This is a genomic window from Streptomyces sp. NBC_01275, assembly GCF_026340655.1.
GTDB lineage: Bacteria > Actinomycetota > Actinomycetes > Streptomycetales > Streptomycetaceae > Streptomyces.
In genome coordinates this window covers 606,773-619,794 of the sequence record NZ_JAPEOZ010000001.1, presented here as the reverse complement: position 1 = coordinate 619,794, position 13,022 = coordinate 606,773, and the positions used below count along the sequence as shown (strand labels likewise).

The 13,022-nt window shown below is 73.5% G+C and carries 12 protein-coding genes; 8 read left to right on the top strand and 4 right to left on the bottom strand.

Annotated elements, in window-relative coordinates; all coding sequences use genetic code 11:
• Positions 1–31: 31 nt before the first annotated feature.
• The 3 genes from OG562_RS02715 to OG562_RS02705 all read right to left on the bottom strand — a co-directional run bounded on the left by OG562_RS02715 (position 32) and on the right by OG562_RS02705 (position 2,774).
• On the bottom strand, positions 32–1,267 hold the full coding sequence (locus tag OG562_RS02715) for a nitrous oxide reductase family maturation protein NosD (protein WP_266393180.1): 1,236 nt from the start codon (positions 1,265–1,267) through the stop codon (positions 32–34).
• A gap of 77 nt (positions 1,268–1,344) precedes the next feature.
• Positions 1,345–2,361 carry a M56 family metallopeptidase gene (locus OG562_RS02710; protein WP_266393178.1) on the bottom strand — a complete coding sequence of 339 codons (1,017 nt, stop codon included), beginning with the start codon at positions 2,359–2,361 and terminating at the stop codon, positions 1,345–1,347.
• Positions 2,358–2,774, bottom strand: coding sequence for a BlaI/MecI/CopY family transcriptional regulator (locus tag OG562_RS02705; RefSeq protein ID WP_266393174.1), 417 nt, complete (start codon positions 2,772–2,774; stop codon positions 2,358–2,360). Before OG562_RS02705 ends, OG562_RS02710 begins: the two co-directional genes overlap by 4 nt.
• Before the next feature lie 104 nt (positions 2,775–2,878).
• Between OG562_RS02705 and OG562_RS02700 the strand changes: the two genes are divergently transcribed.
• The 5 genes from OG562_RS02700 to OG562_RS02680 are packed head-to-tail and all read left to right on the top strand — an operon-like array spanning position 2,879 to position 6,614.
• Positions 2,879–3,562 (top strand): DedA family protein, encoded by a 684-nt coding sequence (locus tag OG562_RS02700; RefSeq protein WP_266393172.1) that lies wholly within the window; start codon positions 2,879–2,881, stop codon positions 3,560–3,562.
• Positions 3,559–3,711: a hypothetical protein gene (locus OG562_RS02695; RefSeq protein ID WP_266393170.1), complete on the top strand. Its 153-nt coding sequence runs from the start codon at positions 3,559–3,561 to the stop codon at positions 3,709–3,711. Before OG562_RS02700 ends, OG562_RS02695 begins: the two co-directional genes overlap by 4 nt.
• 29 nt (positions 3,712–3,740) lie before the next feature.
• Positions 3,741–4,487 carry a phosphatase PAP2 family protein gene (locus OG562_RS02690; protein WP_266393168.1) on the top strand — a complete coding sequence of 249 codons (747 nt, stop codon included), beginning with the start codon at positions 3,741–3,743 and terminating at the stop codon, positions 4,485–4,487.
• Positions 4,441–5,103: a response regulator transcription factor gene (locus tag OG562_RS02685; RefSeq protein ID WP_266393166.1), complete on the top strand. Its 663-nt coding sequence runs from the start codon at positions 4,441–4,443 to the stop codon at positions 5,101–5,103. Before OG562_RS02690 ends, OG562_RS02685 begins: the two co-directional genes overlap by 47 nt.
• A 14-nt stretch (positions 5,104–5,117) precedes the next feature.
• Positions 5,118–6,614 (top strand): HAMP domain-containing sensor histidine kinase, encoded by a 1,497-nt coding sequence (locus OG562_RS02680; protein ID WP_266393164.1) that lies wholly within the window; start codon positions 5,118–5,120, stop codon positions 6,612–6,614.
• Between the two features lie 10 nt (positions 6,615–6,624).
• On the opposite strand, the gene OG562_RS02675 is transcribed toward OG562_RS02680, so the two are convergent.
• Positions 6,625–7,626, bottom strand: a complete 1,002-nt coding sequence (locus tag OG562_RS02675; protein ID WP_266393162.1) for a sodium-dependent transporter — start codon at positions 7,624–7,626, stop codon at positions 6,625–6,627.
• Between the two features lie 92 nt (positions 7,627–7,718).
• Between OG562_RS02675 and OG562_RS02670 the strand changes: the two genes are divergently transcribed.
• The 3 genes from OG562_RS02670 to OG562_RS02660 all read left to right on the top strand — a co-directional run bounded on the left by OG562_RS02670 (position 7,719) and on the right by OG562_RS02660 (position 13,016).
• Positions 7,719–8,582 carry a hypothetical protein gene (locus OG562_RS02670; protein WP_266393161.1) on the top strand — a complete coding sequence of 288 codons (864 nt, stop codon included), beginning with the start codon at positions 7,719–7,721 and terminating at the stop codon, positions 8,580–8,582.
• 226 nt (positions 8,583–8,808) lie between these two features.
• Positions 8,809–11,571: a glucosidase gene (locus OG562_RS02665; RefSeq protein ID WP_266393159.1), complete on the top strand. Its 2,763-nt coding sequence runs from the start codon at positions 8,809–8,811 to the stop codon at positions 11,569–11,571.
• Entirely contained in the window at positions 11,568–13,016 is a 1,449-nt protein-coding gene (locus OG562_RS02660) for an alpha-amylase family glycosyl hydrolase (protein ID WP_266393158.1), read from the top strand. The genes OG562_RS02665 and OG562_RS02660 overlap by 4 nt, the downstream gene beginning before the upstream one ends.
• Positions 13,017–13,022: the final 6 nt, after the last annotated feature.

Sequence of the window (13,022 nt, the reverse complement as noted above, 5' to 3'; positions counted from 1 at the left end):
TGCTGGTGTCTGCGCACGCGCGCGTGTCCGGTCAGCACAGTCCCGCGGGCTGCGACGCCCGGCAGGAGTTGCCTGCGAAGGTGTTGTCCTTGCCGGTGTCGGCGTTGACCAGGTCCGCCGGGGAGTTGCCGCTCAGCACGTTCTCGCTGATCCGGTTCCGGTCGCTGGTGGTGCCCACGAAGCTCTTGAACAGGACGATGCCGCCCGAGAGCGGGGAGGCGCCGACGTTGTCGGTGATGACGTTGCGCGTGACCAGGCTGTCCTCGGCGCCGGTCAGGACGATCCCGGAGCCCTGCAGGGCGTCCAGCCGGGTCGTCTTCGGGCAGGACTTGTTGTTGCGGGCGATGCGGTTCTCGCGCACGGTCACGAAGCCGGCCTTCGGCTTGTTCTCGTCGCCCACGACGAACACCGCGGCGCAGTTTCCGGTGAGGCGGTTGCGCGCGACGGTGAGGTTGCGCAGGCGCCGGACGGTGATGCCGATCCGGTTGCCCTCCAGCCGGTTGCGCTCGACCAGCGTGCCCTGGGTGTCCGAGGCCCCCTGCTCCTCCTTGATGGTGTTGGCGAGGAACAGGCCCGCGTCGCCGTTGTCGCGGGCGGTGTTGTCCCGGAGCACGCTGCGGACGGAGCGCTCCTGGGCGATGCCCCACACCCCGTTGTTGACCGCGGTCACGTTCCGCACGGTCAGTCCGTCGGTCGCCATGGCGAACACACCGGTCCTGGTGAACCCGGACACCGTGAGGGAGGCGACGGTGACGCCCTTGACGTCGCTGTCCTTCGTGCCCACGACACAGATGCCGTTGCCGCCCTCGGCACAGCTCTCCGAGGCCTTCTTGGCGGTCGTGCCCGTGGCCGTGCCGGTGGTCGTGCCGGTGGTCGTGCCCGTGGTCGTGGTCGTGCCTGTGGTCGTGGTCGTGCCTGTGGTCGTGTTCGCGGTCGTGGTCGTACCCGTGGTCGTGGTCGCCGGCGCCGTCGTGGTCGTGGCGGGCGGGGTCGTGCTCGTGGTGGGGGTCGCGCTCGGCTCGATCACCGTCTTGCGGCCCACCCCGCGCAGGGTCAGCCCGGGCGTGCTCACCTTGACGCTCTCGTGGTAGGTGCCCGCGGTCACGAGCACCGTGTCTCCCGATGCGGCGGCGTCGACCGCCTTCTGGATCGACTCGCCCGGCTTGACCACGTGGAGCCGGTGAGCGGGGAGCTGCGGAGCGGCGCCGAGCCCGGCACCGACGAGTGCGGCGGTGCACGCCAGGTATGCGATATGGCATTTCGTCATATTTCGCACGCTATGGCCCAATGGGCCGTGCCGACAGGCAGGATGGGCCATCCGGCGGCGTGTCCTGCGAGCGTCGGTCACCGGTGCGCGGGAAGCGCGGGGCTCTCTCCCTGGGCGATCTCGATCGCGCCGTGCAGGTCGGCGGCCGCGTCGACGGCGGCGAGCGGCGACAGGGGCGCGCAGGTCAGCAGCAGGCAGGCCAGCGCGCGGGGGAGCAGGCGGAGCGCGGGCCCGGCGGGCGCGGCGGCTCCCAGGAGCGCGGTGACGCGCCGGGGTACGGCTCCGGCGGTGGCCGACAGCGCCATCCGGGGGCGGCGCGGGTCGCGGTCGGCGGAGTCGGCCGAAGGGGCCGAAGGGGCTGAGTGGGCGGCCAGGGCCGCGCGGGCGATCGCGCGGGCGGTGAGGGCGCGGTCGCCGGTCGCCTCGGCGGCGGACTCGTCGGCCCAGCGCTCCAGGGCGTAGGCGAGGGGGGTCCGCAGGCCGCGCAGTGCCGGGTGGAGGGCGCCGGCGAGTTCGCCGGCCGCGAGGAAGAGGTGGTGCCGGCCGGTGAGATGGGCGCGCTCGTGGGCGAAGAGCACCTCGCGTTCGGGGGCGGTGAGGGCGCGCAGCATGCCGGTCGTCACGACGATGCGGCCGGGGTGACCCGGGCGTCCGGGCAGGGCGTAGGCGTCGGGGCGGTCGTCCTGGCGTACGCAGAGGTCGCCTGCGGCCGGCCCGCTCCCGGCCGCCTGCCGTCGGGCGGCCCGCAGTTCGCGCAGATGACGTCGGCCGCGGTGCAGGACCAGGCCGCCCAGCACCGTCAGCGCGACGGCGGCCGCCAGGGCCGCGACCGCCCCGCTCGCCGCCGACCCGCCGCCGAGCAGGGACGGGGACAGATGCCCGAGCCGCGCGACGAAGGGCAGCCGCAGCGCGCCGGCCAGCGCGAGCAGCGCCAGCGCGGCCGTGCTGGACAGGGCGAGCACCAGCGCGAGCGCGGTCAGGGCCCAGGCCGCCGCCCGGGGCGCCAACTGCTCGGCCCCCCGGCGGGTGACCGGGACGGCGAGCAGCGGTGCGAGCAGCGGCAGAAGCAGGGGAACCCATACGGCGTAGATCACGGGGCAGCGCCTCCGGGCGCCGCCTGGCCGTCGTCGAGCAGGGCCCGCAGGAGCCGTTCGTCCTCGGGGGAGAGATCGGAGACGAAGCGGGCGAGGGCGGTGCCGCGGTCCTCGTCCTTGTCGAGCTCGGCGTGCATACGGCGGGCGGTGAGGCCGGGGGCGTCCTGGGCGGGGGAGTAGGCGTAGCCGCGGCCGGCGCGGGCCCGGGTGACCGTGCCCTTGGCGTGCAGGCGCGTGAGGATCGTCGTCACGGTCGTGCGGGCCAGGTCGTCGCCGAGCGCCAGCTGGACGGCGCCGGGGGTCAGCGGGGCGTCGGCGGCCCACAGCGCGGCCAGCACGGTCGCCTCCAGCCCGCCCGCCGGCCGGCGGTCCGTGCGCCCCTCGGGCGACTCGTCTCTCTGCCCCTCACGCATGGGAACGCTCCTCGGCTCTCTTTCGTCTACAGTGCAGTAGACCGTCTACGTCGCTGTAGTCACCCCGTCCGGCGGGCGCCTGCCCGCCCGGACCTCCTCCCAGTATGAGAGAGGTCGCAGCCATGGCCGCTGCCCAGTTCGCCGTCGCCCAGGCGGTCGACGTCCTGGACGCCGGATCGCTGCTCTCCGCCTTCGGCGCTCTCGGCGTCGCCGCCGTGCTCTTCGCCGAGACGGGCCTGCTGGTGGGGTTCTTCCTGCCCGGCGACTCCCTGCTGTTCACCGCCGGACTGCTGTGCGCCGACCGGGCCCACGGATCCGTCCACCTGTCGCTCCCGCAGGTCCTGGTCGCCGCCGCCGCGGGCGCGCTCGTCGGGGCGCAGACAGGATTCTGGATCGGCCGACGCGGCGGCCGCGCCCTGCTGTCCCGCAGCCGGTCGAGACGGCTGCACGAGGGGGCCGCCCGCGCCGAGGAACTGCTGGGGCGGTACGGGCACGCCAGGGCGGTGGTGCTCGCCCGCTTCGTGCCCGTCGTGCGTACGGTGCTGAATCCGCTGGCCGGGGCGTTGGACGTGCCGGTGCGCGTCTTCACGGTGTGGCAGGTCGCCGGCGGACTGCTGTGGACGGTCGGTCTGGTGCTGGGCGGGTACGCGCTGGGCTCCTCGGCGCCCGACGTGGACCGGTATCTGCTGCCGCTGGTCGCGCTCGTCGTGTGCGTCTCGCTGACCCCGCTCGCCCTGGAGCTACGGCGGGCACAGCGGCGCCGCACCGCGGAAGGAAAGGCCTCGTGAGCGTCCTCGCCCGGCTCTTCGCCCGGCCTTCCGCCCGGCTTTCCGCCCGGCTTCTCGGCGTCTTCCGCACGCCTCTCGCGAACCGGGCCGCCCCGCTCGTGGACCGTGCGGCCGACACACGGCTGCGGCCCCTGGGCGCGACGTCATGACCCGATCGGCCTTCGGGAGGAGGGGGCTTGTGCGGGGGTCTCGGCGGGGGCCTCTTCTCCTCGCCGCGGTCTGCGTCCTGCTGTTCGTCGCCCTCGCGGTCGTCGTGTCCGTACGCCAGGGCGCGCCGCTCCCGGGCGACCGGGCCGCCCTCACCTGGTCGCCCGGGCATCGGCCGCCGGTGGCGGAGGCGTTGGCGCGGGGGCTCACCGCGACCGGGACCGGACCATGGCCGTATCTGATCGCCGTCATGGCCGGCGTGATCGCGGGGCGCGGTACGTCGGAGCGGTCACGGGCCGTCGTCGGCGCGCTGGCCGTCCTGCTGGCCGGGCAGGCGATCCGCGCCGGGCTGATGGAACTGCTCGCCCGGGCCCGCCCGCCCCGCGCCGGCTGGGCCACGCCCGCCTCGGGCTACGCCTTCCCCTCCGGCCACACCACCACCGCGGCGCTGGCCGCCGGGCTGCTGGTCTGGGCGGTGAGCCGCCGCGCCGAACCGGCCCTCGCGCTGACCGCCTGCACGGTCGCGCTGTGCTGGGCGACCGCGGTGGGGCTGACCCGTGTGTATCTCGGCGTGCACTGGGCCTCCGACGTCCTCGGCGGCTGGCTGCTCGCCGCCGCCTGGCTGGGACTGTGCGCCTGGGCCGTGGCCCGTTGGCTGCCCGAGGAGTTCACCCGGCGTACGACCCCCGTGGCCCGGGCCACGGATCCGGCACCAGAACCGACGGAGGACGATGCGCCACAAGATCCTGGTCGTCGAGGACGATCACGCCCTGCGTGACGTGCTGCGGCGGGGCCTGGGCGAGGAGGGCTTCGACACCCTGCCCGCCGCCGACGGCGCCACCGCGCTGCGGCTGGCCGGGGACGACGTCGCCGCGGCCGTCCTCGACGTCGGACTGCCGGACGCGGACGGCCGCGACGTCTGCCAGGCGATGCGGGCCAACGGCTTCCTGTCGCCCGTCATCTTCCTGACCGCCCGGCACGCCCTGACCGACCGGCTGTCCGGCTTCTCGGCCGGCGGCGACGACTATCTGCCCAAGCCGTTCCACCTCGTCGAACTCGCGGCCCGGCTGCGCGCCGCCCTCAGACGCACGGCGCCCCCCGCCGCGGCCCGGGCCGGGGACCTGACGCTGGACGCCGCCCGGCACCGGCTCACCGCCCAGGACGCCGAGGTCGATCTGACGCCGACGGAGTTCCGTCTCCTGGCCGCGCTGATGGCGGCCGCAGGGCGGCTCGTGAGCCGACGTGAACTCGTCCGGGCGGCCTGGCCCGAGGGAGCCCAGGTCAGCGACAACACCCTGGACCAGTACCTGACCCGGTTGCGCCGCAAGCTGCGCGAAGCGGGCAGCGAGCAGACGATCGGCACCGCGCGCGGGATCGGCCACCACCTGTCATGAAGGGCTTCCCGGTCATGAAGGGCCTCCCGTTCACCAAGGGCCTCCCGGTCATCAAGCGCTTCCCGAGAGGGTGGGCGCCCCGGCCGCGCACCCTGCGCGGGCGGCTGTCCCTGGTCGCCCTCACGACCGCCACCCTGCTGATGGTGATCCTCACCGTCGCCTTCAACGCCGTGGTCCGCCATCACCTCGCCCGACAGGCGGACGACGAACTGCGCACCCGCGCCGCCGCCGTCGCCACCACCGTCGACACCGGCGGTCCCCAGGTGCGCGTGCTGGAGACCTCCAACGACCGGCTGCTGGACACGAACGTGTGGATCTACGCGGGCACTCGACTGATCGAACAGCCGCCGCCCGCCACGACCACCGGCTCCCTCACCCGGGTCGCCGACCGTCTCGCGCGCGACGGGGGCCGGCGGTGCGTCACCGCCGGGGCGCACGGACCCGACCCGGTACGGCTGTGCTCCGAGCCCTTGCCCGTGCCCGACGCGCGCCCTCCGGCGACCGTCGTCACCGCGCTCGACCTGTCCCCCTACCGGAGCTCGGCCGACGCCCTGCTCCTGGGATCCTTCGCCCTGGACGCCGTGATGCTCGCCTGCACCTACGCCCTCACCCGGCTGGCGGTGGGCCGTGCGCTGCGCCCCGTGCGGACCATGACCGACCAGGCCACCCAGTGGAGCGCCGTCGCCTCCGAGGAACGCTTCGGCGACGCGGGGCGCCCCGTCGAACTGGCCCGTCTGGGCACGTCGTTGGACGCCCTGCTGGACCGCATCCGGGCGGTGCTGCGGCACGAACGCCAGCTGACCGGCGAGCTCTCGCACGAGCTGCGCACCCCGCTCAGCCGCATCATCGCCGAGCTGGACTGGTGGCGGTCCCGCCCGCGCACCGCCGCGGAGACGGACGCCGCCCACGCGGTGATCGCCGACGCCGCCGAGTCCATGCGCACCATCTGCGACACCCTCCTGGCCGGCGCCCGGGACGATGGGGGAGCGGCTCCCGGCACGGCCGTCGTACTCCCCGTGCTGCACTGCCTCACCGGACGACTGGACGCCCCCGCGCACATCGCCGTCACGGTCACCGTCGAGGGCGAGGGCGACCACGAGGGGGAGAGCGAGGGCGACGGCGGTGACCGTGACGGGGACGGCGACTGGGACGGCGACGGCGAGGCGGGCCGTCTCGAGGTCGGAGTCCAAGGAGCCCTGCTGGAACGCATCGTCAGCCCGCTCCTCGCCAACGCCCTGCGCTACGCACGTTCAGGCGTCACCGTCCGGGCCTCCCGCACACCCGGCGGCGTACGCATCGACGTCTGCGACGACGGCCCGGGCGTACCGCCCGCCTTCGCCGAGCAGCTCTTCCAGCCCGGCCGCCGCGCCGAGCCCGACGACGGCCACGGCGGGGCGGGCCTCGGGCTGCCCCTGGCCCGCCGCCTGGCCCGCTCGGTCGGGGGCGAGGTGTCCCACGACGCCGGACACACACCCGGCGCACGCTTCCGCGTCACCCTGCCCGCCGGCTGACCGACGGGGCTCATCGCCCGGTGACGACCCGGCCGGCGGCCGTCTTCTGCAGCAGTCCGTACGCGAGGACCGGCAGGAGCAGGTGAGGTCTGCCGGGCATCCAGGTGGTGATCAGGACCGCGCTCGCGCTGCTGTTGTTCATGCCGCAGGCCAGCGTCAGCGACGAGGCCACGCCCGCCTCCAGACGCAGGACGCGGGCGGCGAGCCGGCCCAGCGCGAAGGAGAGCAGACAGACCACGGCGGCCACCGCCAGCGCGGCCGCGATCAACAGCGGGCGGGGCCGGGCGAGCACGGAGCCGAGGGCGCCGCTGGCGTTCACGTAGGTCAGGACCAGCGAACCGGCCATCGCCGACGGGACCACCGCCCCGAGCAGCCGGCCGAGCCACCGCGCCGGCAGGACGAGCGCGCCCAGCAGGCCCGCCGCGCAGGGCAGGACCACGGCCGTGAGGGCGAATCCGCCGTGGGCCGACCGGCCGGCGTCGGCGAGGGCGTGCGCGTAGCCGCCGCTGAGCAGCGGCGTCAGCGTCTCCAGCAGGAAGGGGGTGGTGAGCGGGCTGAGGAGAGTGGAGGCCAGGACGAGTCCCACCATCGTCGGCTGGTCGCCGTCCCCCCTGTCGGTCCACACGGTGGCGCCCGCGGCGACGGGCATCGCCACGATCAGGATCACCGCGGTGAGCAGCCCGCTGCCCCCGTCGCTGTCCGGGGTGCGGCGCAGCAGGAACGCCACGAACGGTACGACCGCCAGCGGGATCGCCAGATGCAGCACGAGCCCGGCGAGCAGGACCTTCGGCCGCCGCAGCAGGCGGCCCAGCGCGCGCACGGGCACCTGGAGCCCGGCCGAGAACAGCACCAGGGACAGCAGCAGCGGCGCGGTGTGCAGCGTCAGCTGCGCCGACGGCAGGGGATGGGGGCGCCGTAACCACAGGCCGGGCCCGGGCAGGAGCAGCGCGACGGCGTAGGCGAGCACGACGGCGCGGCCGAGCCGGCGCCGCAGCCACGAGGTGGGGTGCATGCGCTCATCGTGATCGGGCGGCGCGCGCCGGGGGCGATGTGCCGCGCGGCGGTCAGGATGCGTTCAGGTAGCCGCTGACACCGTCGGGCCTCATGACGTACGAGATCTCCGAGACCCCAGAAGCCGCCCGGAACGCCACCGGCGCCGCCCGGAACGGAGCGGGCCCCGCCCGGCGCGGAACCGGCCGCGCCCACGGCCTGCGCTGGAACAAGGTCCCCGAAGTGACCGCCTACTTCTGGATCATCAAGGTGCTCTGCACGACGGTCGGCGAGACCGCGGCCGACCTGCTCGACGAGAAGGCCGGCCTGGGCCTGACGGGCGTGTCGGTGCTGATGAGCGCGCTGCTCGCCGCCGTCCTGGTCGTGCAGTTCCGTACGACGGCCTACCGCGCCGGCGTGTACTGGCTCGCCGTCGCCCTGATCAGCGTGGTCGGCACGCTGATCAGCGACAACCTCACCGACAACATGGGCGTGCCGCTGGAGACGAGCACCACGGTGTTCGCGCTCCTGCTCGTGGTCGTCTTCGTGGTCTGGCACCGGCGTGAGCGGACCCTGTCGATCCACGGCATCGACACCACGAGCCGCGAGGCGTTCTACTGGCTGGCGGTGCTGTTCACCTTCGCTCTCGGCACGGCGGCCGGGGACCTGGTCTCCGAGCGGATGAACCTCGGCTACCGGCTCGCGGCCGTCCTCTTCGCCCTGGCCATCGCCGCCGTGGCGGTCGCGCACCTCGCGCTGGGCCTGGACGCGGTGTGGAGCTTCTGGATCGCCTACATCCTGACCCGGCCGCTCGGCGCCTCGATCGGCGACTACCTCTCCCAGGGGACCGGCGACGGCGGACTCGGTCTGGGCGCCGTCGTCACCAGCGCGCTGTTCCTGGCCGTCATCCTCGGCCTGGTCGTCCATCTCGCGGTGACGCGCAAGGACGTCACGGAGCCGGACACGCCCGACGCCTGAACGGCGAGGGTCTCCTCCGGACCGATGTGGCCGATGGGACGGGCGGGCCTGATGGGAAGGGCGGGCCTGATGGGACGGCCAGTGTCGCTGGGGCGGGCGGGACCGCTGGGACCCGTGGAACCGGTATCACGCGTTCGGCCTAAGCGGGGGCCCGGATGTGTCATTGCGGCCCGGAGCGAACCGGACGAATCTGGACGCACATGCCGGGCGGCGAGAAGGACGGGCGATGACGGACGACGGTGGCGCACCGGACCCCGAGCGGCGGCGGCTGGCGGAGGCCGACGCGGGCACCGCGCCCTGGCGGCGCTGGGGACCGTACCTCAGCGAGCGGCAGTGGGGGACGGTCCGGGAGGACTACAGCGCCGACGGCGACGCCTGGTCGTACTTCACCCACGACCAGGCCCGCTCCCGGGCCTACCGCTGGGGCGAGGACGGCATCGCCGGCGTCAGCGACGACAAGCAGCGGCTGTGCTTCGCCCTCGCCCTGTGGAACGGCCGCGACCCGATCCTCAAGGAACGGATGTTCGGGCTGACCAACGCGGAGGGCAACCACGGCGAGGACGTCAAGGAGTACTACTTCCACCTCGACAACACGCCCACCCACTCGTACATGAAGTACCTGTACAAGTACCCGCAGGGGGAGTTCCCCTACGGAGACCTCGTCGACGTCAACCGGGCCCGCGGCCGCCGCGACGCCGAGTACGAGCTGCTCGACACCGGCGTCTTCGACGAGGACCGCTACTTCGACGTCGTCGTCGAGTACGCCAAGGCCGGCCCCGAGGACCTGCTGGTCGAGATCACCGCGCACAACCGCGGCCCCGACGAGGCGGCCCTGCATCTCCTGCCGACGCTGTGGTTCCGTCACACCTGGTCCTGGGCGGGCGGCTCCGCGGTCCCGGCGCTGCGGGCGACGGACGGGGCGATCCGCGCCGACCACGAGGAACTCGGCCCGCGCTGGCTGCACCACGAGGGCGGGCCCGAGGCCGCGCTCTTCACCGACAACGAGACCGACGACGAGCGGATCTTCGGCACCCCCAACACCACCCCGTACGTCAAGAACGGCATCGACCGCCGCGTCGTCCATGGCGAGACGGACGCCGTCAACCCGCTGCGCACCGGAACCAAGGCGGCCGTCCACCACGTCCTGACGGTCCCCGGCGGCGCGAGCGCCACCGTCCGCCTGCGCCTCACCGACGCCGAACTCCCCGACCCCTGGCGGGACTTCGGCCAGGTCATGGACGTGCGCCGCACCGAGGCCGACGCCTTCTACGACGGTCTCACCCCGGACGGCATGGACGAGGAGCGACGGCGCCTGGTGCGCCAGGCGCTGGCCGGGATGCTGTGGAGCAAGCAGTACTACTACCTGGACGTGGAGCGCTGGCTCGCCGAACACGGCGTCGACCCGCTTGCCGCCGACCCGCGCCTGCGCAACAGCGGCTGGTACCACATGGTCAACGACGAGATCATGTCGATGCCGGACACCTGGGAGTACCCCTGGTTCGCCGCCTGGGACCTCGCCTTCCACACCCTCCCCCTGGCCATGGTCGACATCGCCTTCGCCAAGGGCCAGTTGGAGCTGCTGCTGCGCCGCCTCTATCTGCACCCCAACGGCCAGATCCCGGCCTACGAATGGAACTTCGGCGACGTCAACCCGCCCGTGCACGCCTGGGCGGTCCTCTTCGTCTACGAACTGGAGAAGCACCGCACCGGCCGCGGCGACCGCGCCTTCCTGGAGAACGCCTTCCAGAAGCTGACGAAGAACTTCACCTGGTGGCTCAACCGCAAGGACGTCGACGGCAACAACGTGTTCCAGGGCGGTTTCCTCGGCCTCGACAACATCGGCGTCTTCGACCGCAGTGCCCCCCTGCCCACCGGCGGTCACCTCGACCAGGCCGACGGCACCGCCTGGATGGCGCTGTACTGCCAGAACCTCCTCGACATCGCCATCGAACTCGCCGTCGACAACCCGGTCTACGTCGAGCAGGCCCAGATGCTCTTCGAGCACTTCGCGTGGATCGCCGTCGCCATGAACCGCATCGGCAAGGACAACGCCAGCCTGTGGGACGAGGAGGACGGCTTCTTCTACGACGTCCTGCGCCTCCCCGACGGCAGCGCGACCCCGTTGAAGGTGCGCTCCCTCGTCGGACTCATTCCGCTCGCCGCGACCAGCATCATCGGCGGCCGGGCGGACCGTATCTTCCCCGAACTGGTCGAGGGAGCAAGGGAGTTCATCAGGCGTCACCCGGCCGTCGAGGCGTTCGTCTCGCAGCACGTGACCACGGACCCAGGCGCCGACGGCCGCTTTCTCTTCGCCCTCTTCGGCGAGGACCGGCTGCGCCGCATCCTGGCCCGCATGCTCGACGAGGACGAGTTCCTCGGCCCGCACGGCATCCGCTCCCTCTCCCGCCACCACGCCGAACACCCCTACGCCTTCGAGGTGTACGGCGAGACGTACGGCGTCGGCTATCTGCCCGCCGAGTCCGACTCGGGCATGTTCGGCGGCAACTCCAACTGGCGCGGCCCGGTCTGGTTCCCCATCAACATCCTGCTGATCCGGGCCCTGTTGAACCTGCACGGCTACCACGGCCCCGACTTCACCGTGGAGTGCCCCACCGGCTCCGGACGCCGTCTGAACCTCTACGAGGTCGCCCGTGAGATCTCCGACCGGCTCACCGCCGCCTTCCTGCCCGACGCCGACGGGCACCGCCCGGCACACGGCGACCAGCCCCAGTTCGCCAAGGACCCGCACTGGAAGGACCTGATCCTCTTCTACGAGTACTTCCACGGCGACAGTGGCGCGGGGCTCGGCGCCTCCCACCAGACCGGCTGGACCGGGCTGGTGGCGGCCTCCGCGACGCTGTTCCACACCATCAGCGCCGACGCCTGGCGCAGCGGCTCCGGCCGGGACTCCCTGCGGCCCGTCGACGGCCCCGACCGACCCGGCGGCTCCGACGGCTCTCTGGGCGAGCGTGAGGAGCCCCTGTCATGACGGTCCTCCACGAGATCAACACCCTGGTCTGGCTGGGCGAACTGAGCCGCCGACACGGGCGTCGCCTCACCCTGGGAGAGGTGCCCGGAGAGGTCTGGGACGAGGTCGCACGCCCCGGGATCGACGCCGTCTGGCTGATGGGCGTCTGGGAGCGCAGCCCGGCCGGTCTGCGGATCGCGCTGCGCGAGGAGAGCCTGCTGCGCTCGTTCCGCGAGGCGCTGCCCGACCTCGCCGAGGCGGACATCGCCGGATCCCCCTACTGCGTACGGGACTACGTCGTCGACGCCTCCCTCGGCGGACCGCAGGGACTGGCCGCGGCCCGCGCCCAACTGGCCGCGCGCGGACTGCGGTTGATCCTCGACTACGTCCCCAACCACATCGCCCCCGACCATCCCTGGCTCACCGCGCATCCCGACCGCCTGATCCAGGGCACGCCGGCCGACCTGGCCCGGGCGTCGGCCGACTACATCGAGGCCGCCGGACGGATCTACGCCCGCGGCCGCGACCCGTACTTCCCGCCCTGGCCCGACGTCGTCCAGCTCAACGCCTTCAGCGACGCCCTGCGCACGGCCACTGTGGACACCCTGACGGCCATCGGCGACCAGGCGGACGGCGTGCGCTGCGACATGGCGATGCTGCTGATGAACGACGTGTTCGCCAAGACCTGGGGCGAAGCGGCGGGACCGTCCCCCGCCGAGGACTTCTGGCCGTACGTCATCCCGCGCGTCCGCGCCCGCCACCCGGACCTGGTCCTCCTCGCGGAGGCGTACTGGGACCTCGAAGGGGCCCTCCAGGAGCAGGGCTTCGACCACTGCTACGACAAGCGGCTCTACGACCGGCTCCTGCACGACGACGCCGACTCCGTCCGCGCCCATCTGCGGGCCGACCTCGCCTACCAGCGCGGCCTGGTCCGCTTCCTGGAGAACCACGACGAGCCGCGCGCCGCCGCCGTTCTGCCCGGCGGCCGGGAACGCGCGGCGGCCGTGACGGTGGCGACCCTGCCCGGCGCGACGCTCTGGCACGAGGGCCAGTCCGAGGGCCGCCGGGTGCGCCTGCCGGTGTTCCTCTCCCGCGGGCCGGACGAAGCCCCCGACGCATCCCTGCGCGCCTTCCACGACCGCCTGTTGCCGGCCGCGGCCGGCGTGCGCCGTGGCGAATGGCGGCAGGCGACCCCCGTCGGCTGGCCTGACAACGACACCCACCGCAACCTGCTGGCCTGGACGTGGACGGACGCGGACGCCCGCCATCTGGTCGTCGTCAACTACTCCGACCACCCGGCCCAGGCCCGGCTCCCCCTGCCGTGGGACGACCTCCCGGGCCGTGAGCACCGGCTGACCGACGTGCTCACGGACCGGACGTACGACCGCGACGGCGACGAACTCGCCGCCCCGGGCCTGTTCGTGTCCCTGGACGCCTGGGACACGCACGTCCTCCGAGTCGACTGACCGAAC

Excerpts from the sequence above, each read along its gene's own strand:
- OG562_RS02680 (WP_266393164.1), top strand. The coding sequence starts at position 5,118 with ATGAAGGGCCTCCCGTTCACCAAGGGCCTCCCGGTCATCAAGCGCTTC.
- OG562_RS02700 (WP_266393172.1), top strand. The coding sequence starts at position 2,879 with ATGAGAGAGGTCGCAGCCATGGCCGCTGCCCAGTTCGCCGTCGCCCAG.
- OG562_RS02675 (WP_266393162.1), bottom strand. The coding sequence starts at position 7,626 with ATGCACCCCACCTCGTGGCTGCGGCGCCGGCTCGGCCGCGCCGTCGTG.
- OG562_RS02705 (WP_266393174.1), bottom strand. The coding sequence starts at position 2,774 with ATGCGTGAGGGGCAGAGAGACGAGTCGCCCGAGGGGCGCACGGACCGC.
- OG562_RS02660 (WP_266393158.1), top strand. The coding sequence starts at position 11,568 with ATGACGGTCCTCCACGAGATCAACACCCTGGTCTGGCTGGGCGAACTG.
- OG562_RS02715 (WP_266393180.1), bottom strand. The coding sequence starts at position 1,267 with ATGACGAAATGCCATATCGCATACCTGGCGTGCACCGCCGCACTCGTC.
- OG562_RS02670 (WP_266393161.1), top strand. The coding sequence starts at position 7,719 with ATGACGTACGAGATCTCCGAGACCCCAGAAGCCGCCCGGAACGCCACC.
- OG562_RS02665 (WP_266393159.1), top strand. The coding sequence starts at position 8,809 with ATGACGGACGACGGTGGCGCACCGGACCCCGAGCGGCGGCGGCTGGCG.
- OG562_RS02685 (WP_266393166.1), top strand. The coding sequence starts at position 4,441 with ATGCGCCACAAGATCCTGGTCGTCGAGGACGATCACGCCCTGCGTGAC.